Below are 23,222 nucleotides of genomic sequence, written 5' to 3' on the forward strand. Positions count from 1 at the left end.
CCCGATAAGCAAGCAAGGAAAGGACATAGCATGACCACCATGACCGCAGAACCGACCCGCGCTCGCGCGGTGCTCTCGAACGAGGATTTCAAGCTTCTTCAGGAAGCCGTCGTCTTCTATCTCAAGGCACACGAGGACGATCCGATCTCGTCCAAGTACTCCAACCTCTATCACCGTCTCGGCAGCGCGATCCGCCGCTGAGGCAGCTCAAGAGTTTTCCTGGGGAGGAAAGCTTGGCCCGTCGCACCCGTGTGCGGCGGGCCATTTGCATTGGAGCGAAGAGGGGGGACATGAACGGCCGTCTTCGCGCAACTGCGAACGCGCCCGGTCAGCTTGCGTCAATCATATCGGCCTAACCTGCGCCTTGCGACGTCACCGGAATCAAGGATGCAACGAAGTGCGAAAGTTCGCTTCCAGCGTTAGCCGACTGCCCGAATTCCGGGCGATCGGCGCCCCGCGGTTACCAAAAGTTCATGCTCCAGACCCTTGAAATTGCGCGCCCCGCTTCGTCATACCTTTGTCGCCATAGGGCAGAAAATTAACCACCTGCCTCATAGCCTGCTCCAAACCAGATGGGGATCTGCGTTGTATTTGGGGCTTAAACAGGACGTAACCGGCGAGGAACTCGCGCTCGCCATCGCGGAGCGCGGAGACCTGCCTTCGCTCGACACCGCGCTTCAGGCGGCCTCGCTCGCCGAGACGCGGCTGCGCGAGGTGATCGAGGCAATTCCGCAAGGCATCGTCTTCCTTGACGAGGAGGATCGCTACATCCTCTGGAACGAGCAGTACGCCCAGATCTACGAGAAGTCGGCCGACCTGCTGGTGCCCGGCGCCAAGCTGGGCGACGCGCTGCGCATCGGCATCGCGCGGGGCGACTACCCCGAAGCAGCCGGGCGCGAGGAGGAATGGCTCGCCAGCCGCCTCGCACTGCTGCGCCAGCCTTCGCACCGCCACGAGCAGTGGCTGTCGAACGGCCGCTGCATCATGATCGAGGAACGCCGTCTCGAAAGCGGCGGCTCGATCGGCGTGCGCGTCGACATCACCGACCTCAAGCAGAAGGAAGATGCCTTCCGCCTGCTGTTCGAACGCAACCCGCTGGCGATGTTCGTCTACGACCCCGAAAGCGGCTGCATCCGCACCGCCAACGAGGCCGCCTGCGCCCTGTTCGGTTATACCCCACAAGAAATGGCGGACCTGCCCGCCGGAGACCTGTTTCCCGCGACTTCGCGCGCCCACGCAGCGCAGCTGCTGGTCACCGACCGCGCCGACACCGGCGACAGCTGGAAGATGCTGCGGCGCGACGGCACCGCGATCGAGACCGTGATCGCCACGCGCGTCTCCGACCTCGAAGGATTTTCCGGCACCATCGTCTCGATCTTCGACGTCACCGAACGACGCCGCATCGAGCAGCGCATGGCGCACATGGCCCGCCACGACGAACTGACCGGCCTCGCCAACCGCGCCCATTGCCGCACGTACCTCAACGACCTGCTGACTGACGCAGGCGCGCAAGAAACGGTGACGCTGGCGATGGTCGATCTCGATCATTTCAAGCCGGTCAACGACACCTACGGCCACCACTTCGGCGACATCGTGCTGACCGAGGCCGCGCGCCGCATGCGCGAACTGATCCCGCCCGAAGCCCTGCTGTGCCGCATCGGCGGCGACGAGTTCGCGCTGATCTTCCGCCGCTCGAGTCTGACGCAGGCGGAACTGGTCGCCAAGTCGATCATCACAACCTTGTCCGAGCCCTTCTTCGTGCAGGGCCACATGATCCACATCGGTGCAACAATCGGCTTCGCCTCCGCACCTTACGATACCCGCGATCCCGAGACGTTGCTGCGCTACGCCGACCTTGCGCTCTACGCCGCCAAGGGCGAGCGGCGCGGCACATGCCGCAGCTTCGAAGCCGGGATGGACGCCGCCGCGCAGGAGAAGAACCGCCTCGAGATCGACTTGCGCGCCGCCGTGCGCGAGGGGGGGCTGGCGGTCCACTACCAGCCGATCGTCGATCTCCAGAGCGGGCAGATCGAGTGCTACGAAGCGCTGCTGCGCTGGAACCATCCCGAGCGCGGCGCGGTGCCGCCCGACGTCTTCGTGCCGCTCGCCGAGGAGATCGGCCTGATCGACCAGATCGGCCGCTTCGTGCTCGGCAGCGCCTGCAGCGCGGCGATGCAGTGGCCGGACCACGTCAAGGTCGCGGTCAACGTCTCGCCGCTGCAGTTCCGCAACGGCAACCTGCTGAGCACGGTGATCAACGCGCTCTCCACATCCGGCCTCGCCGCCGAGCGTCTGGAACTGGAGATCACCGAGGCGGTGCTGATGGAGAAAGGCCCGCGCCCTTCCGCGATCATCCGCAACTTGCGCGCCTTCGGCATCGGCATCTCGCTCGACGATTTCGGGACCGGCTATTCCTCGCTGAGCTACCTGCTCAACTACCCCTTCACCAAGATCAAGATCGACAAGTCGTTCATCCTGAACCTGCACCATGAAGCCAATTCACGCGCCGTCATCCGCGCCGTGATCGGCCTCGGCCGTAGTCTTGGCCTGATCGTGACGGCCGAGGGTATCGAAAGCGACATGGAGCGGGAATACCTGCGCGATGAAGGCTGCACGCAGGGACAGGGCTATCTGTTCGGCAAGGCGATGCCGGCGATGACCAATTAAGGTAATCCCGCCTCCCTTCGTCTCCCACATTTCGTCATTGCGAGCGCAGCGAAGCAATCCGGGGCAGTTTCACACCGCTCTGGATTGCTTCGCTACGCTCGCAATGACGAAGGTTGGGTGAACTTCACGCCGCCAAGGCCCGGCGGCAGAACTCCCACAATTCGCCCGCCAGTTCCTCGCGCCCGGTGCGGTCGGGAATACCTTCCTCCTCCGCCAGCAGCACCGTATGCACGGTGGTCGATACGAGGTTGTAGACAAGCCGTGCCTGCAGTTGCGGATCGGCCCGCCGGAAGGCCCCGACGGCGATGCCGTCCGCGACATGCCCGGCGATCAGGTCGAGCAGCGGCTCCAGCGCCGAGTTCAATTCCCCCTGCCGTGTCTGGGCGAGCCGCAAGTGCTCGCGGCTGAGCGCCGCCCCGCGCCGGTTCGCGCCCAACCGGTCCTGTCCGAGCTGGCCGACCACGATTCCCGTCACGATCGCCCGCAGCGCCTCCACCGGCCCCTCGCAGCGCGCAGTAATGTCCCGGAACTGCAGTGCCGCCGTCCGCAGCGAGCTGTCGAACACCGCCAGCACGAGGTCGTCCTTGCCCTGGAACCGTTCATAGAACGCCCGCCGCGCCAACCCTGCCCGCGCCAGCACCGCGCGGATCGTCAGGCCCTCCAGCCCCGATTCGTCGAGCAGGTCGTAGGCGGCACGGATGAGCAGCAACGCGCGGTCGCCTTCGGGTGCTTCGGGCGCGGTGAACAGCGGCGGATAGGCGGTCGTCATCCTTGAAGCGCTACGCCCGCGGGGGGCCCCGGTCCAGCCCTGCGTCGATGCGATTGACTTGGCCGCCCTCAAGCGCGTACAAGAATGAGAACAATGTTCTCACAGGACAACGAGAGAGGAAACCATGCCGCAGATCACTTACGTCGATCACGACGGGCACCAGACGCGCGTTGACGTACCGCTGGGCGAAAACGTCATGCGCGGGGCGCTGTACAACGGCATCGAGGGCATCGTCGGCGAATGCGGCGGCGGCCTCTCCTGCGCGACCTGCCATTGCTACGTGGACGAGGACTGGGTCGACACGGTGGGCGGTCCCTCGTCCGACACCGAGGCCGAACTGCTCGAAGCGGTAGCCACCGAACTGCGACCGACCAGCCGCCTCTCATGCCAGATCGAGATCACCTCCGCGCTGGACGGGCTGATCATCCATCTGCCCGAAACGCAGTTCTGAAGGGAGAGGACGCCATGCCTATCGACGCCGCCAATCCCGTGCCCCCCAGCTTCCCGCGCAATGTCGGGATGGACCAGGTGCCCGCCCACGTTCCGCCCGAACTGATCCGCCAGTCGGGCCTCACCGTCGGGCCGGACTTCCTTGCGAACCCGCACGACTTCATGGCCGCGCTGCATGAAAAGCAGCCGCCGATCTACTACGACGTCAGCCCGATGGGGAACATGTGGCACCTCATCAAGCATGAGGACGCGCTGTTCGGCCTGCGCCACCCGGACATCTTCTCGAACGAGGGCGCCACGCCCTTCCCGCGCGATCCGGACGACTATTTCTACTTCATCCCGATCGAGATCGACCCGCCGCATCACCGCAAGTACCGTAACATCGTCGATCCGGTGTTCAGCCCCCAGGGCGTGCTCAAGCTGGAGGAGCAGATCCGCCAGCGCGCCAACGGGTTGATCGACGAGATCGAGGCCAAGGTCGCGGCCGGAGGGATTTGCGAGTTCACCGAGGACTACGGCCGCCCGCTGCCGGTCACGGTGTTCCTCGACATCATGGGCCTGCCACAGGACATGCGCGACGAGTTCGTGGACTGGGCGATGAAACTCCTCCATTCGAACGACCGCGCGGTGATGGGCGAGACGATGGGCAAGATCACCGCCTATCTGCGCCAGGCGATCGAGGAGAAGAGGGCGAACCCCGACGACGGCGTCGTCAGCCGCATCGCACACTCCGCGCCGGACGGCGTGCCGCTGTCGGACAAGGAGATCTTCGGCTTCGTCTGCTTCCTGTTCATCGCCGGGCTCGACACCGTGTTCGCGACGCTGAACAATATCTGGCTCTACCTTGCCGAGAATCCGGACAAGCTCGCTGAAATCCACAGCCGCCCGCAGGACATCGACAAGATCGTCGAGGAACTGCTGCGCCGCTGGTCGGTGACGTTCTCGGGTCGGGTCCTCGACAAGGACTACGAGATGCGCGGCGTCCAGATGAAAAAGGGGGACCGCGTCACCTTTGTCCTGCCCGCCTGCAACTTCGACCCCGAAGTGTTCCCGAACCCCAAGGAGGTGGACTTCGACCGCCCGCGCAAGACGATCCTGGCCTTCACCGTGGGCGTCCACAGTTGCATGGGCGCACACCTCGCCCGGCTGGAAGTGAAGATCGCGCTGCAAGAGTGGCTGAAGCGCATCCCGGCGTTCTCGGTGAAGCCGGGCACGCGGATCGAGTACCGCCCCGGCGGCGTCATCGGGCCGGAGCACCTGCCGCTGGTCTGGTAGCCCGTCAGCCCACCTTGCGAGGCGGCCTTGCGAGAATATCCAGCAAGGCCGCCTCGAACGCTTGGGGGCGCTCGTACATCGCCCAGTGCCCGGCGTCCTCGACGACGCGGAACTCGGCGTCGGGCTGGACGGTACGCAGCGCCGCCTCCTGCGTGGCCGGGTCGGGATGCGGCAGGTCGAACGCGCCCCAGATCGCGTCTACAGCGACGCGGACCTCCGGAAGCACTTTGACCAATCTGTCGGGAAGCACCAGCGGCGGTGCATGAAGCCGCGCAGCCTTGGCAGTCGGCAGCAGCATGTGAATCGCAAGGTCGTCGGCGCTCTCGGGGTGATGGAGCATAAGCCCGAGCAGATTGGCCTTGAGAGCGGCGCGGCGCTCCTCCCCAACCAGACCGCTGATCCGGCCGAGGCGCGGGTGACCCATCGGCGTTCCCAGCCCGCCGCAGCCGACGATCACCAGCCTGCGCGCCGTGCCCGGATGCAGCGCCGCCAGATGCGCCAGCGCGACGCCGCCGAACGAGAAGCCGCACAAATCGGCAGGCATCTTTTCCGCGCCGAGGATCGCAGACAATCCCCGGGCAAGCGCGGCCGAGATGCCTGCATGGTCGTTGCTCGCGGGCATGGCCGAATCCCCGTGGCCCGGCAGGTCGGGCACGATCAGCCGCCGGTGGTGAGACAGTCGCTCTATGTTGCGGACCCAGTGCGTCCAGGACCCTTGCGCGCCATGTGCAAGGACAAGCGGCGCCCCTTCGCCCCAGATTCGCCATGCCATCGTCCCGTCGCCGCACGGAGTTTCGACCCGCCTCGCCTGCGACTCGAGCGAATCAAGATAGATGGCCGGGCCGGCATTCTGCTCGAATTTGCCGGTGTCGGTGCCCATTCGGGTCATGCCTCTCTCCTTCGATCCCCATCGGATCATCGCAGGAGACGATGCGCAACAGGCACCCCGCAATCATCGCCGGGATGACAGCGCAGGACATGCAACACCGCAGAAACGCGCGGGAAATGGGCGAAGGAAAAATTGCATGCTGCGCAGCATGAAATGCATTTCCCGCTTTGCCAAAGCCGGATTCTTGTGCAATGTGGTCGGTGAAAGGTTCATGTAACCTTACCGGTGTTGGGAGAGAGCGCGCCGGGGATGAGAAATCACTCCGGCGCGCCGATTTCTTCGCAGATGCAGCAGAAGCTGCCTGATCCACCAACTTTCAACAATCTCCCTGATTTACGCGGGTTTGGCAAGCCCTCATTGCGTGCGCTTTCCTTGCACCTTCAGCCGGGTATCGCACTGCAACATGGCGTGCCCTTAGGAAAACCGCCGATCCTGCGCCTGGAGTGATTCGCGAAGGTGGGACAATATGTCCTGATCGCAGCGGCGATTCTCCGGTTCGTTTGCCCCTGCGGGTGCGCTTGGCTAGACCCCGGTTCCGTGACCGTCTCCCCGCCCTCTCCCGCCCGCCAGCTCTGGGCCATCGCCCTGCCCGCAATGCTGACCAACGTGGCCACCGCTCTGTTCGGCCTTGCCGACATGTGGGCGATAGGACGGCTCGGCGACGCCCCCGCGCAAGGCGCAGTCGAACTGGGGGCCAAGTTCATGCTGGGCCTGCTCAACGTCTTCAATTTCCTGCGCACCAGCACCGTCGCGCTGACCGCGCAAAGTAGCGGACGCGGTGATGGCGACGCGGGCGAGACGCTGGCACGCGCGATGGCGGTGGCGCTCGGCATCGGCGCGGTGCTGCTCATGGCCATGCCGCTCGCGATCCCGCTGGGCCTCGACGTGCTGGGCGCCGAGGGGCCGGTGCGCGAGGCGGCCCGCACCTACGTCGCGGTGCGCTACTGGGCGGGGCCGGTGTGGCTGGCGAACTGCGTGCTGGTGGGCTGGCTGATCGGACGACGCAAGGTTCGCCATGCCCTGGTGGTCGAGATCATCGCGAACCTCGTCCACATCGCCCTCGACCTGCTGCTGGTGCTCGTCGTGCGCTGGGGCGTGGCCGGGGTAGCGACGGCGACGGTGAGTTCCGAAGCCCTCAAGTTCATCCTGCTGGCCGCGATCGTCGTGCGCGAGGGCGCGGCGCGCGATGCGCTGGCGGCCCTCGGCCGCAAGGGGACGTGGGCACAGAGCGAACTCGCGCGGCTCTTCGCGCTCAACCGCGACCTGTTCGTGCGCACCCTGCTGCTGACCGGCTCGATCCTGCTGTTCGCCCGCGTCGGTGCGCGCGCCGGGCCAGTCACGCTGGCTGCCAACGGCGTGCTGTTCCAGATCTTCATGCTGGCGACACTCCTGCTCGACGGGTTCGAGAGCGGCGCGCAAGTGCTCTGCGGCGAGGCGCTCGGCGCACAGTCGCGAGCGCGTTTCACCGCCGCCGTGCGCTCCGCTCTGGTATGGGGCGGCGTGACCGGGCTTGCCGTCGCGGCGCTTTACGCGCTGGCGGGCGCCCGGCTCGCGGCGGCGTTCAGCACCGACCCTGCCGTAGTTGCCGCGACCGCACAATATGCGCCTTGGCTGGCACTATTGCCGGTGCTGGGCGTGTCGTCCTTCGTGTTCGACGGGGTGTTCGTCGGCGCCGGTTGGACCCGGGCGATGCTGGGGACGATGGCGGCGGCGATGGCGGCCTACCTCGCCCTGCTGTGGGCGCTCCAGCCGCTCGGCAACCATGGGCTCTGGGCGGCTTTCGCGGTGTTGTTCGGCGGCCGCGCGGTGGGGCAGGCGCTGGTCCTGCCGCGCCTGACCCGGCGCAGCTTCAGCGCTTCCTGAAGACCAGCATCAGGTTGTTGGCAGGCATCTCGACAAGACTGTCGAACGCCAGGCCATTGTCCAGCGCACAGGCGCGCACGGTTTCCACGCTGCGCAGGCCCCATTCCGGGTTGCGCCGCTTGAGGTCCTCGTCGAAGGCCGCGTTGCTGGGCTCGAGCGTCAGCCCCTCTCGCCGATAGGGGCCGTAGAGCACCAGCGGATAGCCCGACTCCAGCACCCGCGCGGCGCCGGCCATGAGGCCCTCGGTCGCGGTCCAGGGGCTGATGTGGATCATGTTGATGCAGACGACCGCCTGTGCTTCCGTGATCGGCCATTCATGCGAGGCCGCGTCCAGTTCCAGCGGCGCGCGCAAGTTCGCCAGCTCTGCCTGCTCCCCCCATGCCGCGATCGAGGCGCGCGCGTTGGCATCGGGATCGGTCGGCTGCCAGACGAGGTCGGGCAAGGCGGCGGCGAAGTGGATGGCATGCTCGCCGGTGCCGCTGGCGATCTCCAGCACGTGGCCGGATACCGGCAGCACGTCGCGCAGGACCGACAGGATCGGGTCACGGTTGCGGGCAGTGGCGGGAGCCTCTCGGCGGGCGTCGTTTTCCATTGCCTTGCAATGGGATCGCCGACCCGGTTCGGCAAGAGCGCCCTGCGCCCGGAGGGTGCGTCGGCCGGATGGAAAGCGGGGGGACTGGGGGGCTGTCTGTGCTTTCGGTCCGGCCGACGCGCCGGTGCCGCCTGTTTCGGGGGCGGCGACACCGGCTGTCTGGTAACTCAGTGCCCTGCGGCGGGCTTCACGTTCTTGGGCGGGCGCGGAGCCAGCCAGATGGTCATCGCGGCAAGGAACAGGGCGATGGCGCTGATCACGAACAGCTCGCCCGTGGCCACCGCGGTGCCCTGATTCTCCACCATCTGCGCGATCGCCACGCGCGCCTGCTCGGCACTGAAGCCCTGCTGCTGGAGCGCCTGCGAGGTCGCGTCCGCCCCGTTGAGCACGCCCGACAGGTCGGCGCTGCGCGAACGCGACATGTCGCTCCACACAGTGGTGATGATCGCCGTCGCCACCGCGCCTGCCAGGGTTCGCCCGAAGTTGGCGATACCGGCGGCCGAGGCGGTCTCGTGCGGCTGCACCGAACTGAGGCTGATGGTGGTGAGCGGCACGATCATCAGCGAGACGCCGACACCCTGCAGCAGCTGCGGGATGGCAATCGTCCAGAACGTGATGTCGGTAGACCATGTCATGCGCATCAGCGCGCAGACACCGATCCACGAGACGCCGATAAACACCAGCAGGCGCGGGTCGAACCGCTTCATCAGCGCCGGCACGAAGGGCGATGCGACCACCGCCAATACGCCCGAGAAGGCCATCGCCCGCCCCGCCTCCGTGGCGGTATAACCCATCGAGGTCTGAAGCCACTGCGGGATGACCACGATCGAGGCGAAGTACGTACCGAAAGCGATCGTCAGCGAGGCCGTGGACGCAGAGAACCCTCGATAGCGGAACACGCTGAGGTTCACGATCGGGTGTTCCTCGGTCAGCTCCCATATCAGGAAGGCGATGAAGAACACGCCCGCGATGCACGCCAGCGCGACGATCTTGGTGGACGAGAACCAGTCCTCGTCGCGCCCGAGGTCGAGCATCATCTGGAACGCGCCGATGAAGATCACCATCAGCGCCAGCCCGATCTTGTCGATCGGCAGCTTCTGGGTCGGCGTTTCCTGTCCACGCAGCAGCACCGCCACGCCGAAGAAGATCAGCGCCACGATCGGCACGTTGATGAAGAAGATCCACTCCCACGACCAGTTGTCGGAGATGTAGCCGCCCAGGATCGGACCGGCGATCGGCGCGGTCACGACCGTCATCGCCCACATCGCCATCGCCTTGGGCTGCATCTCCTTGGGGAAGATCTTCAGCATCAGCGTCTGCGTCAGCGGCATCAGCGGCCCGCCGCAGAAGCCCTGCCCGAGACGGAAGATGACCAGTGCCGAGAGCGTCCCCGAAAGCCCGCACAGCGTCGAGAATATCCCGAAGCCGATCAGCGAGAACATGAACACCCGCAAGGCGCCGAAGCGGTTGGCGAGCCAGCCCGTCAACGGCACGCAGATCGCCTCGGCGACCGCGTAGGACGTGATGACCCAGGTGCCGCTCGACACCGAGACGGCAAGGCCGCCCGCGATGTGCGGCACCGAAACGTTGGCGATCGTGGTGTCGAGCACGACGATGAAGTTGGCCATGGCGAGCACGAAGCCCGCCAGGATCAGCTTGGCGCCGGTCAGCGGTGGTCCGCCTTCCTGCGCCGCTGCAGCCGGAGCGCCGCCGGCCATCAGTCGTTGTCCGTCAGGTCGATCTCGGCTTCCATCGACAGGCCGATGCGCAGCGGGTGCTCCTTCAGCTCCTTGGGATCGAGCTGGATGCGCACCGGCAGGCGCTGCACCACCTTGATCCAGTTGCCGGTCGCGTTCTGCGCCGGGATCAGCGAGAACGCCGCGCCGGTGCCGCCCGAGAAGCCGACGACCTTGCCGTGGTATTCCACCTTGCCGCCGTAGAAGTCGGAAGTCAGCGTAGCCTTCTGGCCCGAGCGGACCTTGCCGAGCTGGTCTTCCTTGAAGTTCGCGTCGACGTAGAGTTCACCCACCGGCACGACGGTCATCGCCGCCTGCCCGCTCTGGATGCGCTGGCCGACCTGGATGCTGCGCCGGGACACGACGCCGTCGATCGGCGCGCGCACGATGGTGCGTTCGAGGTCGAGCTTCGCCTGCTCCAGTTGGGCTTGCGCCTGCAGGATCTCCGGCGCGGTCTGCAGGGTCGTGCCCTTGGTGAGCGCGACGGCGGCCTCTTCCTGGCGGCGGGCGCTGCGGGCGTTTTCCTGCGCCTGCGCGACGGCCGCCTGGGCCTGCTGGTAGGATGCCTTGGCCGAGTCCAGCGCCTGGCGCGCGGTCGTCAGTTCCTCGTTGGACACCGCGCCGGTGCCCGAAAGGGCCGCACGGCGCTTGTAGTCTTCCTGGGTCTTGGTCAGCGTCGCCTGCGCGGAGGCGAGCCCGGCGCGCGCGGTGTTGATCTGCGCGTCGCTCGCCCCGGCGGCGGCGCCCAGCGCGGCGTTGTTGGCGATCGACTGGCCGTAACGGCGCTGCATCATCGCAAGGTTGGCTTCGGCCTGCTGGACCGCGATCTTCTGGTCGGAGTCCTCGATGCGGAACAGCAGCTGGCCCTTGCGCACCGGCTGCGTGTCGGTGACGAGCACCTCGACCACGCGGCCCGAAGTCAGCGGGGTGACCTGCGCGTTCTCACCGGCGACATAGGCATTGTCGGTCGAGACCGTGCGGCTGCCGATGAACTCCGCGTAGAGGAACCACAGGCCGCCGATCACGACCACCGCGCCGCCAAGGCCGAGCAGGAGGTTCTTGCGCTTGCTCTTGTCCACGACGGTGTTCGAACCGGCGTCGTTGGGGGTTTCGTCACTCATCGGGGGTGGCCTTCTTGGCTGAATCGTCTGCATATCCGCCGCCCAGGGCGCGCTTGAGCGCGACTTCGCTGGCGAGCGTGGCGAAGTGGGCGTCGACCGCGCCGAGGCGGGTGTCGAGCGCGGTGGTTTCGGCGCTGAGCACGTCGATATAGGTGCTCAAACCGCCCTTGTAGCGCTGGAGCGCGAGGCCGTAGGCGGCGTTCGCCTCGGTCCGGGCTTCGAGCGCGTGGCGCTCCTGCTCACCGGCCGAAGTGCGGGTGGAAAGCGCGTCGGCGACTTCCTGCAGCGCACCGATCACCGACTTGTTGTAGCTGGCGACCATCGTGTCGTAGCCGCCGCGTGCCAGGCGATAGCGACCCGAAAGCGCGCCGCCCTGGAAGATCGGCAGGCTCACCGCCGCACCCGCGCTGCCATAGTCCGAACCGCCGTCGAACAAGTGCGAGATGCCCAGCGAGCTGAGGCCGATGAGGCCGCTCAGCGAGATGTCGGGAAGGAACGACTTCTTCGCATACTCGACGCCCTTGTCGGCCGCTTGCACCAGCTTGCGCGACATGACGATGTCGGGGCGACGACCGGCGAGCGCGATGCCCGCATCGGCCGGCACCGGCGTCGCGGCGATGGTCGCGATGGACGGGGGGGTGAGCGTCAGGGTGCGATCGGGACCGGCGCCGAGCAGCGCGGCGAGCGCGTGGCGGCGCTTCTCGATCTGCTCGCGGTTGGCGGCGACGTCGATGCGCGCGCGGGCGGCTTCGGCGTTGGACTGGCGCAGCGGGCTCTGGTTGTCGAGGCCCTGCGTCACGCGCTGGCCGACCAGCTTGGCCGAACCTTCGCGCGCGGCCAGCGTCTCGTCGAGCACCTTCTGGCGTTCGAGCAGGCGGCCGAGGTCGAAGTAGGACGACACGACTTCCGAGGCGAGCACCAGTTCGGCCTGCCGCTCGTCGGCGACGGCGGCCTCGGCAGCCGAAGTCGCGGCCGCAAGCAGTGCGCGGTTCTTGCCCCAGATGTCTAGGTTGAGGTTGGCGGACAGGGCAAGCATGCCATAGTCCTTCCAGCCCTTGGGCAGCGCGGCGACCGGAGTGCCGTTGTTGTAGCTCTGCTTCTCGACCGAGGCCGAGCCCTGCCCGCCGATGCTGGGCAGCAGCGCGGCACGCGAGGATTCTAGCGCGCCCTGCGCCTGGCGGATGCGGGCCAGCGCGGTGGCGACGTCGGGCGAACCCTTGATCGCCTCATCCACCAGACCGTCGAGCTGGGGATCGCCGTAAGCGGTCCACCAGCGCTCCTGCGGCCATTCGGCAGCGGTGCCCTGGATCGAGGCGGCGCTGTCGAGGGTCGACGGCGGGCGCAGCTCGGGACGTGGCCCAAGGTCGGGCGCACCGCACCCGGCGAGCGAACTGGAGGCGATCAGCAGCGCGGCCGTCGCGACTCGGGGGGAGAATTTTGTACTCATCGGTACGGTCCAAATCGTTTGCCGGCTTGTTTCTGTCAATAAAAAACTGTACTAGAGAGTACACCATGATGGAAAAGACCGGAATTTCAAAGCGCGAGGCGAACAAGGCCCGCAAACGCGCGGAGATCGTGCAGGTCGCCTCGGGCATGTTCCTCGAACAAGGTTACGCCGAGACGACGATGTCCGCGATCGCCGATACCGTGGGCGGATCGAAGGCGACCTTGTGGGCGCACTTCGCCTCGAAGGAAGAGCTGTTCACCGCCGTCGTCGACCTTCACGTCGAGGCGTTCGCGCGCGACGTGGAAGACGTGCTGACCGGGCAGACCTTCTCGGTCCCGGCGCTGCGCCGCGCGTGCCTGCGCTTCATCGACTGCCTGCTGCGCGACAATTCGGTCATGCTCTACCGCCTGGTGGTGAGCGAGGGTGAGCGGTTTCCCGAGATCAAGGAGACCTTCTACACGCGCGGCCCGGTCAAGCTGCGCTGCGCCATCGCAGACTTCTTCGCCACGCGCTTCGATGTCGATGAAGCGCAGCAGTTGACACAGCTCACGATGTCTGCGGTTACGGGCTATCGCACCGACGTGCTGCTGCGCCCCGACCCCGTCGGGCAGGCCCAGCACGAGGCCTTCGTCGACAACCTGCTCTCGCACAGCGTCTGGCCGCCGGAGAAGGACGCGGCCTGAACGGCTGCCTGCATTCGTCATTGCGAGCATAGCGAAGCAATCCAGTGCGGCTCAAGACTGCCCTGGATTGCCGCGCGGCTTCGCCGCTCGCAATGACGATGCGGGGATAGCGGCGGCCATGGTGGCGGTCTTCCGGCCCCCTCCCCAACCGCCCCGGCGATTACTGCCCGGCGCCCCCATTCGGGGTTGGACGCAAGGCTCTCCCCTCCCCCATCCTCTAGGCTCGGGAGGAGAGGAGAAGCCCATGAGCGACGACACGTCGGCCGCGATCCGCGACACGCGCAAGGACTGGGTGGTCGAGCACCGCGACATGTACTTGTCCTCGGGCGGCGCGCAGGGTCACATCATGGACATCACGCCTGTCGGCGGCCGCTCCTTCGCCACCCACTGCCTCGTCAAGTATGTCGGCCGAAAGAGCGGCAAGGTCTTCATCACGCCCCTTTGCTACGCCGACATCGGCGGCGAGGTCGTGATCTGCGCCTCCAAGGGCGGCGCCGACCATCACCCTGCCTGGTATCTCAACATCCGCGAGGCCGAGACGGTCGACTTCCAGATCGCCACGCAAGCCTTCCGCGCCACCTGGCGCGAACCCGAAGGGGCCGAGCGCGACAAGGTCTGGGCCTTCGTGACCGACTGCCACCCCTTTTACGCGACCTACCAGCAATCGACCGACCGCGTGATCCCGCTGGTCATGCTCAAGGCCATCGAACCGGTCCCCGTGTTCAAGGCCGAAGACGCCACCGGCATCAGGCAATTCTGAGAGAAAACATGAGCGACGACTTCGACTGTTCCGACATCGACAACCATCTCGGCAAGACGATGGACTTCTCGCCCTTGCGTGAGGCCATCGCACCCAACGACATCCGCCGCTGGGTCCATGCGATGCATTACCCCAACCTCGCCCACTTCGATCCCGGTCATGCCGAGGCGAGCGTATGGGGCCGCCTCGTCGCGCCGCAGAGCTTCGCCATCGCGACGGACGACGGCCACGGCGCCGCGCCCGCCTGCGTCGGCAAGATCGCAAACTCGCACCTCCTGTTCGGCGGCGACGAGTGGTGGTTCTACGGCCCGCGCATCGAGCCGGGCGACGTGATCACCAACACCCGCATACCGTTCGACTACACGGTCAAGCAGACCGGCTTCGGCCCCACCTGCTTCCAGCGCGGCGACAACAACTACTCCAACCAGAAGGGCGAGGAGATCGCCCGCCAGCGCTCCACCTCGATCCGCTACCGCGCGGCGGCGGGCGGCGACAACGTCAAGACCGACGACTTCGAGGAGCCCGAATGGACCGACGAAGCGCTGGAGGAGATGGAGGAGCGCCGCTTCGCCTGGGTCCGCATGCTCCATGACCTCGGCAACAAGGAACGCTGGTGGGACGACGTCGCGGTCGGCGACCAGTTGCCGGAGCGCGTCTTCGGCCCCCACTCCATCGCCAGCTTCGCGACCGAGTGGCGCGCCTATATCGTCAACACCTGGGGCACGCTCGACTTGCGCAAGCAGGACCTCGAAGGCCTCGGCTTCACGCGCGAGATGGCCGGGTACGAGAACGACCCCGACATGCTCAAGGTGAACCCGTTCCTCACCGACGGCGCCTATTACGGCCCCTCGCGCGGGCACCTGTTCGCCAAGTATGCCCGGCGCATCGGCATGCCGCGCGGCTACGGCTACGGCGCCTCGATGGGCTCGTGGGTGACCGACTACCTTTCGGGCTGGGCGGGGCAGCACGGCATGGTGGTGCACTCAGTCGCCAACTACCGCGGCCCTGCGCTGACCGGCGACGTGACGATCCAGACCGCCGAGGTCACCGAGAAGTCGGTGGACGCAGACGGCCGCCATCTCATCCACGTCAAGCACCTGATGAAGAACCAGAAGGGCACGACAATGTGCACGGGCAGCGCGGAGGTCGCCCTGCCGAAGAAGACGGGCTGAATGACCACACTCCCCCGACACCGCTCATGCTGAGCTTGTCGAAGCATCGGGCCTGGCGCTTCGCCTCGGGGCCTTCGACAAGCTCAGGCTGAGCGGGGTGGGGAGAGTGCCATACGCAGCACAAACCTGTTACGCCGGGAACAACGCCCCGCCCGTCGCTACGGTCTCCACGCGCCCGGCGATCCAGACGTCGCCGCTCTCGTCCTGGGAGCAATAGACCAGCCCGTCCGCCCCGACCTTGCGGCCCTGCGCGGCGACATAGTTGCCCTCGGCCTGACCGCTCGCGAAAAGGTACTGCGCCACCGCCGCGTTGAGACTGCCGGTCACCGGGTCCTCGACCATCTTGCCTGCCGGATCGGCAAAGAACGCCCGCAACTCGAACTGCGCCGCACCACCCGGAGCGCACGGGCCCAGCAGCGCCACGTCGGTCCCCTTCGGCGCACGCGAGACGGGCTCAGTCGCCAGCACCGCCTCCGCCGAAGCAAGGTGCAACAGCTTCCAGCCCGGCCCGTTGGCGGCATGGACCGCGGCGACGACTTGCGCCTCGTCTGTCCCGGTGAGGCGAAGCGTTTCCGCGCGGTCCTCGGCATCGAGCGGCCCCGACCGGATCAGCGGCGGCGCGCGGAACGCCAGCCGCTCGCCATCCCGGCGCACCTCGACGAGACCTATGCCACATTCCTGCACCACGCATCCGTCCTCCTTCGCCTTTCCTCCGGCGGCGAGCCACGCATGGGCACTACCCAGCGTCGGGTGCCCGGCGAAGGGCAGTTCGCCCGCCGGGTAGAATATACGCACCCGGTAATCGGCACCCGGGTCGGTCGGCGGCAGGAGAAAGGTCGTCTCCGAATAGCCCAGCCACTGCGTCAGCCGCAGCATCTGCGCGTCGCTCATCCCCTCACCGCCGCGCACGACCGCCAGAGGATTGCCACTGAGCGGGCCGGAGCCGAAGACGTCGATGAGATCGAGAAACATGGCATGCCTTTCGGAGCTAATTGCACTTTTGAACGTTTCGTCGCAGTCCGGGTCCATCTTGTCCCTTGCGCTCCCGACCTGCCCGGCGGTTCATCGCGCGTTGCGAAGTGCGGGTCCAGACCGATCGGGTTCTCGAACAGGAATTTTCGCAGGAGTTTGAACCATGAAGAAGTCCCTGCTGGCGATGGCTGCGTTCGCCGCCACCATCACTGCCCTGCCCGTCGCGCCGGTGCTTGGCGACCCGCCGCCCTGGGCGCCTGCGCACGGTCGCCGTGACCATGACCGGTACGACCGCAATGACCGTCACGATCGCTACGACCGCCGCGACATGTACGATTCGCGCGGCCGCTACCGCGAACCGCGCCGCCTTACCCGCAACGACCGTGTCTGGCGCGGCAATGACGGGCGCTACTACTGCAAGCGCGACAACGGCACGACCGGCCTGATCATCGGTGCCGGCGTGGGCGCGCTGGCGGGGAACCAGATTGCCGGCCGTGGTGACAAGACCATCGGCACGATCCTGGGCGGCGTCCTCGGCGGAGCGCTCGGCCGAGAGATCGACAAGGGCGACATCCAGTGCCGCTGAACTGAGATTTCATACCCTGAGACGAGAAGCGCGCGGTCCGAAAGGGCCGCGCGCTTTCGCGTTGAGGCGGTATTTTTGTTTCCGAAAGAAACATTTCCCTCGCTTCATCGCTGTACCAGCGCAGTTCGTCACGGATTTCCAGCAGCGGCCGTTCGTTCATCTGACGTTGTGGATCAATGAACGAAAAGCCGCGTTACCAGATCATTCCCACGCTACGATGAGGGCACATATCATGCGTAAGACCATTCTCGCCGCCACTATGATGGCGCTCACCATTCCGGCGACCGTCGCTTTCACCGCTCCGGCAGAAGCGCGCGATCACCGTCGTTACCACAACGACCGCGGCGTCAAGTACTGGCGCGGCAACAACGGCCGCTACTACTGCAAGAAGTCGAACGGCACCACCGGCCTGCTGATCGGCGGCGTTGCCGGCGCCCTTGCCGGTCGTGCGATCGACACCCGCGGTGACCGCACTGTCGGCACCTTGCTCGGCGCTGCCGGCGGCGCCGTCCTGGGTCGCGAGATCGACCGTGGCGGCGACCGTCCGCGCTGCCGCTGATCCTTATCCCCGGTCCCTTGCGAAAGGCGCGTCGTCCGAAAGGCGGCGCGCCTTTTGCTTTGTCCGTGCCGTGGCCCTCCGCCGGTGCGATCGGTGCATCCCGGCTTTCCTACAGCGGCTGGCTATGCTCCAATGCCGCCATGTTTCAGCGACTTGCATTCATGACCGGCTCGTCTGTCCTCGCTACGGAAAGCCCCCTTCGGAGAGGCGGGAGTTTCTCTTCAGGACAGTGTAAACCGTGTAAACCTGATGTGTCACCTTGTGAGGCCGCGCAGTGAGCCGCCCCGCCATGCTGGTGACCGGCGGCGCCAAGCGGATCGGCGCGACCATCGCTCGCGCCTTCGGAGCGGCAGGCTGGCATGTCGTGATCCACTACGGCCGGTCGCGGGCGCAGGCCGAAGCGCTCGCGGCGAGCCTGCCCAGCGCCGAGATCGTCTCGTGCGACCTCGACGACTGGGATGAAGGCCCTGCCATGGTCGAGGCACTGGCTGCCCGTCTGAACGATTGGCGGGTGCTGGTGAACTGCGCGGGCGTCTTCGACCTCGACACCGCCGAAACGCTGGAACCGGATATCTTCACCGCCGCGATGCGGGTGAATGCGGCCACTCCCGCCCGGCTGGGACAGACGTTCCTTGCCCATGCCCGCACCTCCGCCGGCAGACGCCTGATCCACGTTACCGACCAGAAGCTGCTCAATCCGAATCCGGATTTCTTCTCCTACACCATGAGCAAGCACGCGCTTTCCGCGACGATCCCGATGCTTTCCATGGCCCGGCGGGCAGAGGAAGACCGCGTCTACGGCATCGCGCCGGGCGCCATCCTCGCCAGCCACGACCAGAACGAGGCGGAAGCCGAAATCTCCCACCGCATGAACCTGCTGGGTCGCCGTGCGACGCCCGAAGACGTAGCGGGGGCAGCCCTGTTCCTTGCCGGAGGCTGGCTCGACAGCGGCCAGACGCTCTACGTCGATTCCGGACAGCACCTGCTGGCCCAGGAACGTGATGTGCTGTTTCTGGCGCGGGAGTAAGGATTGTGCATTTATCAACACAAGCCCCCTTGCATGCAGGTAATTACCCCCGCACAAACCCCTGATGGCACTCGGCATACTTGACCGCTTCCTCGAGCGCGGCGTCCGACAGGGCGTGCTCGAACTGGCCCGCCCCGACGGCTCCCTCCGTCGCTTTGGAACCCCCGCAGAAGGCTTTCCCCACGTCCGCATCCGCCTGACCGACAAGGGCGCCGAACGCCGCATCCTGCGCGATCCGCGCCTGGGCGCCGCCGAAGCCTTCATGGACGGTCAGCTCGAAGTCGAGCAGGGCGACATCATGGACCTCGTCTACCTGCTGCGCGCCAACGCCCGCTGGGACAAGGGCGGCGAATTGAAGGAGCAGACCGCGTTCAAGAAGGTGATCGGCAAGGCCGTCACCCTCGTCGACGGCATCAACCGCGCGGCGAGCGCCAAGAAGAACATCGCCCACCACTACGACGTGGGCAACGACCTCTACAACCTGTTCCTCGACATCGAGCACATGCAGTATTCCTGCGCCTACTGGCCCAGTGACGACATCACGCTGGAGCAGGCGCAGACCGCCAAGCTCGCCCACATCGCCGCCAAGCTGGCGATCGAGCCGGGCCAGAAGGTGCTCGACATCGGCTGCGGCTGGGGCGGCATGGCGATCTATCTCGCCAAACACTTCGACGTTTCGGTCAAGGGCATCACGCTCTCCGAGGAACAGCTGGTGCTGGCCCGCCAGCGCGCCGTGGAAGCGGGCGTCTCGGGCCGCATCGACTTCGAGTTGATCGACTACCGCGACCTCGCCGCGCGCGGCGACAAGTTCGAGCGCATCGTCTCGGTCGGCATGTTCGAGCACGTCGGCCAGGCCCAGTTCGACCGCTTCTTCCGCGACTGCGCGACGATGCTGGACGACGAGGGCGTGATGCTGATGCACACCATCGGCCGCATGGGCGGGCCCGGCTCGACCGACGCCTTCACCCGCAAGTACATCTTCCCCGGCGGCTACATCCCGGCGCTGAGCGAGACGGTGGAGGCCAGCGAAAAGGTCCGCCTGATCGCCACCGACGTGGAGAACCTGCGCCTCCACTACGCCAAGACCCTGCGCGAATGGTACAAGCGCTGCGTCGCCAACAAGGAGGCCATTGTCAAGCTGCACGACGAGCGCTTCTACCGCATGTGGATTTTCTACCTCTCCGGCGCCACCGCCGCATTCGAGAGCGGCGGCATGTGCAACTACCAGATCCAATACACCCGCTCGCGCCACGCCCTGCCCCTCACCCGCGACTACATCGCGGAAGGAGAGAAAGTGCTGCTGGGCGCGTAAACGTTGCGAAGTTTGGGCGCACCTGCTAGCCGCGCGCCCAAACTTCCACCGCTCATGCCGCGAAAGCCCGTGCCCATGTCCGACAGCATCAAGAAGGTCGTCCTCGCCTACTCCGGCGGCCTCGACACCAGCGTCATCCTCAAGTGGCTCCAGGTCACCTACAACTGCGAGGTGGTGACCTTCACCGCCGACCTCGGCCAGGGTGAGGAACTCGAACCCGCCCGTGCCAAGGCCAAGCTGATGGGCCTGCCGGACGAGAACATCTACATCGACGACCTGCGCGAGGAATTCGTGCGCGACTTCGTGTTCCCGATGATGCGCGCCAATGCCCGCTACGAAGGCGACTATCTCCTCGGCACCTCGATCGCCCGCCCGCTGATCTCCAAGCGCCTGATCGAGATCGCCCACGAGACCGGCGCCGACGCTGTCGCCCACGGCGCCACCGGCAAGGGCAACGATCAGGTCCGCTTCGAGCTGTCGGCCTACGCGCTCGACCCCAACATCAAGGTCATCGCCCCCTGGCGCGAGTGGGACCTGACCAGCCGCACCGCCCTCATCCAGTGGGCCGAGCAGCACCAGATCCCCGTCCCCAAGGACAAGCGCGGCGAAAGCCCCTTCTCGACCGACGCCAACCTCCTGCACACCTCGTCCGAGGGCAAGGTGCTGGAGGACCCGTGGGAAGAGACCCCTGACTACGTCTACTCGCGCACCGTCAACCCGGAAGATGCGCCGGACGCACCGGAATACATCACCATCGACTTCGAGAAGGGTGACGGCGTCGCCCTCAACGGCGTGGCGATGAGCCCGGCGACCCTCCTCACCCAGCTCAACGAGCTGGGCCGCAAGCACGGCATCGGCCGCCTCGACCTCGTCGAAAACCGCTTCGTCGGCATGAAGTCGCGCGGCATGTACGAGACGCCCGGCGGCGAGATCTACGCCCGCGCCCACCGTGGCATCGAGCAGATCACGCTCGACCGCGGCGCCGCTCACCTCAAGGACGAGCTGATGCCGAAGTACGCGGAGCTCATCTACAACGGCTTCTGGTTCGCCCCCGAGCGCGAGATGCTGCAGGCCGCGATCGACCACTCGCAGGCCCGCGTGAACGGCACCGTGCGCCTCAAGCTCTACAAGGGCAGCGCCTCGGTAGTCGGCCGCAAGAGCGCCGACTCGCTCTACTCCGAACGCCACGTCACCTTCGAGGACGATGCCGGCGCCTACGACCAGAAGGATGCGGCGGGCTTCATCAAGCTCAACGCCCTTCGCCTGCGCCTGCTGGCCCAGCGAGACGCCAAGTAAACATTGCCCCTAGGTTAACAGAGTCCGGCGGCCCGTTGCCAAAGCGCGACGGGCCGCTTTTGCCTATATGGCCTTCGGGGAACCGCACAGGTAGGACTCCCGCCATCGTCAACGACGAAGCGGGGTAAGTTTTGCAAGTTCGAGCCGTAAGCCTGATGGCGCTGTGCGCTGCCGTCGTCCTGCCCTTCGCAGGCCCCGCTCAGGCTGAAGCCCCGGTAGCTTCGCAAGCTCTCGTTCTTGCTCCTGTCGCTGGCGTCAACGCCGTCGCCGCCGCAGAAGTTCCCGCCGTCCTCACCGCGCCCGAAGACGACGACATCCAGGTCACTCCCATCGCAGGCGGCATCGCCAGCTTCTACGGCCGCCACCTCAAGGGCGCCCGCACCGCCAGCGGCGAGCGTTACGCGCCCGACGGACTGACCGCCGCACACCGCACCCTGCCCTTCGGCACGCAAGTGCAGGTCACCAACCCGGCCAACGGCGAAGTCGTCGTCGTCACCATCAACGATCGCGGCCCCTTCCACGGCAACCGCGTGATCGACCTGTCCGACGCCGCCGCCGACGAACTCGGCATCACCCGCATGGGCAGCGGCAAGGTCGAACTGGCCGTCCTCGGCAACTGAGGCTGGGTTTTTCTGCGGGGGCTTCGACAAGCTCAGCCTGAGCGGAATTGATAGCATCCATCACAATCCCCGCTCACCCTGAGCTTGTCGAAGGGTGGATAGCACCGCCGCCTGATCTGAAGGAAAAAGGTCGGCCGGCGCAGCTGGGAGGGGGTGGGGGAAGCGCCGCGCCGGCCTTCACACTCGATAACAGCGAAGCCGGACAAGCGTTCCCGGCCTCCGAACACTTTTGCCCAGCCGTGCTTCCCCATCGACGAGGCGCGAGCAGGTTTACACGGTTTACACGGTCCAGAGCCGCAACTCCGGCCCCGCCTTCCAGCGACTTGTACTCCATCGGCGCCGCGCCCTCCCCGCCCGAGAGCGCCCCGTCCACCCGGGCGAAAGCGCGCGCCTGCCAGCGATCCCACTGCGCGCCGCTCTCACTCAGGAAAGGCCCGCGCACCGGCGCTTCCGGATAGTCCGGCGCCTCCCCCGCGTCCTCGGCCGCGATCTCCCCCTCGTCCAGCGGCTGCACGTACCCGGCCGCAGCATCGATCGCATCCACCGCGTCGAGCCACGCCTCCCGCGCATCGCCGAACCGCGCCTCCCCCGCCGCCGCGACATAGTCCGCCCGCTCCGGAGGCAACGCCGCGCCCTCCTCCATCCCCGGCACATCCGCGCAAGGCTCCTCCCCGGCGACGAGCGCCAGCACCTCGTCGAACCGCTCGGCCAGAGCCTCATGCCCCTCCCCCGCGACATCGAGCCGAGCCAGATGCGCCAGCAGCAACCGCGAGTCATACCGCCGCCGCACCCCGACCAGCTCCCCCCGGAACCATACCGCCTCCTCCACCCCATCGAGCGCCCGCGTCGCCAGCACCTCCTCGACATGCTGCCGCGCCAGCACCAGAGCCGCCGTCCAGGCATCCGCAAACACCGCATCGCGCCGCCGCAGCAGATAAGCCGAAGTCCGGCTCATTCCCACGAAAGCACACGCGGCTCGCACATCGCCCTTCTGCGAGAGTTGGTCGAGGAACCGCACCTTGCGGTCGGCGTCCCACGCCGTGTGCGAGACATGGAGAGAAGGAGAAGAGACAATGCGAGGGCCATCGCCCTCGCGCTCCCGGACCCTTTCCGCCGCGCCCGAGGCCGACGAAGCGCCCGCCTGCTCGCCCGGAATACCAATGTCGCGCGAGGCGGGAACCCACCCCCGCCCGAACCGAAGCGCTCCCTGTTCCTCCCCCTGCGGGGGAGGGGGAGCCTGACAAGACGGATGCGCAAGCGCATCCTTGGCCGAAGGATGGTGGAGGGGCACAGGGTGGAGCGGCACAGGCCGATCCCCCGCCCCACCGTCGATACCGAAGCTGCTGGAAAAGTCCGTCATCGTCCACCTCGCGCAAGAGGAAAGCCACGAAAGACCACGACGCAGCCCGGACAGGCGCGTCGTGGG

23 protein-coding genes are annotated in these 23,222 nt (G+C 66.6%); 15 read left to right on the forward strand and 8 right to left on the reverse strand.

All coding sequences use genetic code 11. The annotated features are described in order from the left end of the window. Window positions 1-30 precede the first annotated feature (30 nt). Together HWN72_RS11730 and HWN72_RS11735 are read left to right on the forward strand one after the other, a co-directional pair. Window positions 31-201, forward strand: a complete 171-nt coding sequence (locus HWN72_RS11730) for a hypothetical protein (protein WP_008833082.1) — start codon at window positions 31-33, stop codon at window positions 199-201. Between the two features lie 390 nt (window positions 202-591). Next, window positions 592-2,667, forward strand: a complete 2,076-nt coding sequence (locus HWN72_RS11735; RefSeq protein WP_248005966.1) for a bifunctional diguanylate cyclase/phosphodiesterase — start codon at window positions 592-594, stop codon at window positions 2,665-2,667. Window positions 2,668-2,791: 124 nt separating this feature from the next. On the opposite strand, the gene HWN72_RS11740 is transcribed toward HWN72_RS11735, so the two are convergent. Beyond that, window positions 2,792-3,436 carry a TetR/AcrR family transcriptional regulator gene (locus HWN72_RS11740; protein WP_202902821.1) on the reverse strand — a complete coding sequence of 215 codons (645 nt, stop codon included), beginning with the start codon at window positions 3,434-3,436 and terminating at the stop codon, window positions 2,792-2,794. 124 nt (window positions 3,437-3,560) lie between these two features. On the opposite strand from HWN72_RS11740, the gene HWN72_RS11745 reads away from it, so the two are divergent. Both HWN72_RS11745 and HWN72_RS11750 read left to right on the forward strand, forming a co-directional pair. Next, complete coding sequence (locus HWN72_RS11745; protein ID WP_211150357.1) at window positions 3,561-3,887, forward strand: 2Fe-2S iron-sulfur cluster-binding protein; 327 nt, start codon at window positions 3,561-3,563, stop codon at window positions 3,885-3,887. A 14-nt stretch (window positions 3,888-3,901) separates the two neighbouring features. Continuing rightward, window positions 3,902-5,161 carry a cytochrome P450 gene (locus tag HWN72_RS11750; protein ID WP_211150358.1) on the forward strand — a complete coding sequence of 420 codons (1,260 nt, stop codon included), beginning with the start codon at window positions 3,902-3,904 and terminating at the stop codon, window positions 5,159-5,161. Window positions 5,162-5,165: 4 nt separating this feature from the next. On the opposite strand, the gene HWN72_RS11755 is transcribed toward HWN72_RS11750, so the two are convergent. After that, complete coding sequence (locus tag HWN72_RS11755; protein ID WP_248005967.1) at window positions 5,166-6,050, reverse strand: alpha/beta fold hydrolase; 885 nt, start codon at window positions 6,048-6,050, stop codon at window positions 5,166-5,168. A 285-nt stretch (window positions 6,051-6,335) separates the two neighbouring features. Here HWN72_RS11755 and HWN72_RS11760 point away from each other — a divergent pair, with 285 nt between their 5' ends. Next, the gene (locus tag HWN72_RS11760; protein WP_211150359.1) at window positions 6,336-6,497 is read left to right on the forward strand and encodes a hypothetical protein; all 162 of its coding nucleotides are present in this window, start codon (window positions 6,336-6,338) and stop codon (window positions 6,495-6,497) included. 90 nt (window positions 6,498-6,587) lie between these two features. Beyond that, entirely contained in the window at window positions 6,588-7,913 is a 1,326-nt protein-coding gene (locus HWN72_RS11765) for an MATE family efflux transporter (protein WP_037521792.1), read from the forward strand. Here the strand turns inward: HWN72_RS11765 and HWN72_RS11770 are convergent. The 4 genes from HWN72_RS11770 to HWN72_RS11785 form a co-directional block, all read right to left on the reverse strand. After that, window positions 7,900-8,505 carry a DUF938 domain-containing protein gene (locus HWN72_RS11770; protein WP_008833089.1) on the reverse strand — a complete coding sequence of 202 codons (606 nt, stop codon included), beginning with the start codon at window positions 8,503-8,505 and terminating at the stop codon, window positions 7,900-7,902. The two genes, HWN72_RS11765 and HWN72_RS11770, sit on opposite strands and share 14 nt — an antisense overlap. Window positions 8,506-8,672: 167 nt before the next feature. Then, the gene (locus tag HWN72_RS11775; RefSeq protein WP_211150360.1) at window positions 8,673-10,223 is read right to left on the reverse strand and encodes a DHA2 family efflux MFS transporter permease subunit; all 1,551 of its coding nucleotides are present in this window, start codon (window positions 10,221-10,223) and stop codon (window positions 8,673-8,675) included. Continuing rightward, entirely contained in the window at window positions 10,223-11,362 is a 1,140-nt protein-coding gene (locus tag HWN72_RS11780; protein WP_211150361.1) for an HlyD family efflux transporter periplasmic adaptor subunit, read from the reverse strand. The genes HWN72_RS11775 and HWN72_RS11780 overlap by 1 nt, the downstream gene beginning before the upstream one ends. Beyond that, entirely contained in the window at window positions 11,355-12,809 is a 1,455-nt protein-coding gene (locus tag HWN72_RS11785) for an efflux transporter outer membrane subunit (protein ID WP_211150362.1), read from the reverse strand. Before HWN72_RS11785 ends, HWN72_RS11780 begins: the two co-directional genes overlap by 8 nt. A 65-nt stretch (window positions 12,810-12,874) precedes the next feature. Between HWN72_RS11785 and HWN72_RS11790 the strand changes: the two genes are divergently transcribed. The 3 genes from HWN72_RS11790 to HWN72_RS11800 all read left to right on the forward strand — a co-directional run bounded on the left by HWN72_RS11790 (window position 12,875) and on the right by HWN72_RS11800 (window position 15,424). Then, window positions 12,875-13,492 carry a TetR/AcrR family transcriptional regulator gene (locus HWN72_RS11790; protein WP_008833094.1) on the forward strand — a complete coding sequence of 206 codons (618 nt, stop codon included), beginning with the start codon at window positions 12,875-12,877 and terminating at the stop codon, window positions 13,490-13,492. Between the two features lie 244 nt (window positions 13,493-13,736). Next, window positions 13,737-14,252 carry a nitroreductase/quinone reductase family protein gene (locus HWN72_RS11795; protein WP_211150363.1) on the forward strand — a complete coding sequence of 172 codons (516 nt, stop codon included), beginning with the start codon at window positions 13,737-13,739 and terminating at the stop codon, window positions 14,250-14,252. Window positions 14,253-14,260: 8 nt separating this feature from the next. Beyond that, window positions 14,261-15,424: a MaoC family dehydratase N-terminal domain-containing protein gene (locus HWN72_RS11800; protein ID WP_008833096.1), complete on the forward strand. Its 1,164-nt coding sequence runs from the start codon at window positions 14,261-14,263 to the stop codon at window positions 15,422-15,424. Between the two features lie 129 nt (window positions 15,425-15,553). On the opposite strand, the gene HWN72_RS11805 is transcribed toward HWN72_RS11800, so the two are convergent. Then, window positions 15,554-16,396: a PhzF family phenazine biosynthesis protein gene (locus HWN72_RS11805; protein WP_037521795.1), complete on the reverse strand. Its 843-nt coding sequence runs from the start codon at window positions 16,394-16,396 to the stop codon at window positions 15,554-15,556. A 163-nt stretch (window positions 16,397-16,559) separates the two neighbouring features. On the opposite strand from HWN72_RS11805, the gene HWN72_RS11810 reads away from it, so the two are divergent. From HWN72_RS11810 to HWN72_RS11835, 6 genes are all read left to right on the forward strand, one after another. Beyond that, window positions 16,560-16,982, forward strand: coding sequence for a glycine zipper 2TM domain-containing protein (locus HWN72_RS11810; protein WP_008833098.1), 423 nt, complete (start codon window positions 16,560-16,562; stop codon window positions 16,980-16,982). A 232-nt stretch (window positions 16,983-17,214) separates the two neighbouring features. Further along, complete coding sequence (locus tag HWN72_RS11815) at window positions 17,215-17,541, forward strand: glycine zipper 2TM domain-containing protein (RefSeq protein WP_008833099.1); 327 nt, start codon at window positions 17,215-17,217, stop codon at window positions 17,539-17,541. Between the two features lie 289 nt (window positions 17,542-17,830). Continuing rightward, window positions 17,831-18,568 (forward strand): SDR family oxidoreductase, encoded by a 738-nt coding sequence (locus tag HWN72_RS11820; protein ID WP_008833100.1) that lies wholly within the window; start codon window positions 17,831-17,833, stop codon window positions 18,566-18,568. A gap of 64 nt (window positions 18,569-18,632) precedes the next feature. After that, window positions 18,633-19,880, forward strand: coding sequence for a cyclopropane-fatty-acyl-phospholipid synthase family protein (locus HWN72_RS11825; RefSeq protein ID WP_008833101.1), 1,248 nt, complete (start codon window positions 18,633-18,635; stop codon window positions 19,878-19,880). 75 nt (window positions 19,881-19,955) lie between these two features. Further along, window positions 19,956-21,176: an argininosuccinate synthase gene (locus HWN72_RS11830; protein ID WP_008833102.1), complete on the forward strand. Its 1,221-nt coding sequence runs from the start codon at window positions 19,956-19,958 to the stop codon at window positions 21,174-21,176. A gap of 155 nt (window positions 21,177-21,331) precedes the next feature. Then, window positions 21,332-21,796, forward strand: coding sequence for a septal ring lytic transglycosylase RlpA family protein (locus HWN72_RS11835; protein WP_036523491.1), 465 nt, complete (start codon window positions 21,332-21,334; stop codon window positions 21,794-21,796). Window positions 21,797-21,869: 73 nt separating this feature from the next. Here the strand turns inward: HWN72_RS11835 and HWN72_RS11840 are convergent, their stop codons facing one another. After that, window positions 21,870-23,156 (reverse strand): hypothetical protein, encoded by a 1,287-nt coding sequence (locus HWN72_RS11840; RefSeq protein ID WP_211150364.1) that lies wholly within the window; start codon window positions 23,154-23,156, stop codon window positions 21,870-21,872. Window positions 23,157-23,222 lie beyond the last annotated feature (66 nt).

It is taken from the genome of Novosphingobium sp. HR1a, assembly GCF_015594425.1.
GTDB classification, from domain to species: Bacteria; Pseudomonadota; Alphaproteobacteria; order Sphingomonadales; family Sphingomonadaceae; genus Novosphingobium; species Novosphingobium resinovorum_A.

Bases quoted from the DNA above. Each gene is read 5' to 3' on its own strand.
- HWN72_RS11740 (WP_202902821.1), bottom strand. From the start codon at position 3,436: ATGACGACCGCCTATCCGCCGCTGTTCACCGCGCCCGAAGCACCCGAA.
- HWN72_RS11750 (WP_211150358.1), top strand. From the start codon at position 3,902: ATGCCTATCGACGCCGCCAATCCCGTGCCCCCCAGCTTCCCGCGCAAT.
- HWN72_RS11805 (WP_037521795.1), bottom strand. From the start codon at position 16,396: ATGTTTCTCGATCTCATCGACGTCTTCGGCTCCGGCCCGCTCAGTGGC.
- HWN72_RS11835 (WP_036523491.1), top strand. From the start codon at position 21,332: ATGGCGCTGTGCGCTGCCGTCGTCCTGCCCTTCGCAGGCCCCGCTCAG.
- HWN72_RS11820 (WP_008833100.1), top strand. From the start codon at position 17,831: ATGCTGGTGACCGGCGGCGCCAAGCGGATCGGCGCGACCATCGCTCGC.
- HWN72_RS11830 (WP_008833102.1), top strand. From the start codon at position 19,956: ATGTCCGACAGCATCAAGAAGGTCGTCCTCGCCTACTCCGGCGGCCTC.
- HWN72_RS11825 (WP_008833101.1), top strand. From the start codon at position 18,633: ATGGCACTCGGCATACTTGACCGCTTCCTCGAGCGCGGCGTCCGACAG.
- HWN72_RS11785 (WP_211150362.1), bottom strand. From the start codon at position 12,809: ATGAGTACAAAATTCTCCCCCCGAGTCGCGACGGCCGCGCTGCTGATC.
- HWN72_RS11790 (WP_008833094.1), top strand. From the start codon at position 12,875: ATGATGGAAAAGACCGGAATTTCAAAGCGCGAGGCGAACAAGGCCCGC.
- HWN72_RS11815 (WP_008833099.1), top strand. From the start codon at position 17,215: ATGCGTAAGACCATTCTCGCCGCCACTATGATGGCGCTCACCATTCCG.
- HWN72_RS11810 (WP_008833098.1), top strand. From the start codon at position 16,560: ATGAAGAAGTCCCTGCTGGCGATGGCTGCGTTCGCCGCCACCATCACT.
- HWN72_RS11755 (WP_248005967.1), bottom strand. From the start codon at position 6,050: ATGACCCGAATGGGCACCGACACCGGCAAATTCGAGCAGAATGCCGGC.
- HWN72_RS11730 (WP_008833082.1), top strand. From the start codon at position 31: ATGACCACCATGACCGCAGAACCGACCCGCGCTCGCGCGGTGCTCTCG.
- HWN72_RS11795 (WP_211150363.1), top strand. From the start codon at position 13,737: ATGAGCGACGACACGTCGGCCGCGATCCGCGACACGCGCAAGGACTGG.
- HWN72_RS11775 (WP_211150360.1), bottom strand. From the start codon at position 10,223: ATGGCCGGCGGCGCTCCGGCTGCAGCGGCGCAGGAAGGCGGACCACCG.
- HWN72_RS11770 (WP_008833089.1), bottom strand. From the start codon at position 8,505: ATGGAAAACGACGCCCGCCGAGAGGCTCCCGCCACTGCCCGCAACCGT.
- HWN72_RS11840 (WP_211150364.1), bottom strand. From the start codon at position 23,156: ATGACGGACTTTTCCAGCAGCTTCGGTATCGACGGTGGGGCGGGGGAT.
- HWN72_RS11745 (WP_211150357.1), top strand. From the start codon at position 3,561: ATGCCGCAGATCACTTACGTCGATCACGACGGGCACCAGACGCGCGTT.
- HWN72_RS11760 (WP_211150359.1), top strand. From the start codon at position 6,336: ATGCAGCAGAAGCTGCCTGATCCACCAACTTTCAACAATCTCCCTGAT.
- HWN72_RS11800 (WP_008833096.1), top strand. From the start codon at position 14,261: ATGAGCGACGACTTCGACTGTTCCGACATCGACAACCATCTCGGCAAG.
- HWN72_RS11780 (WP_211150361.1), bottom strand. From the start codon at position 11,362: ATGAGTGACGAAACCCCCAACGACGCCGGTTCGAACACCGTCGTGGAC.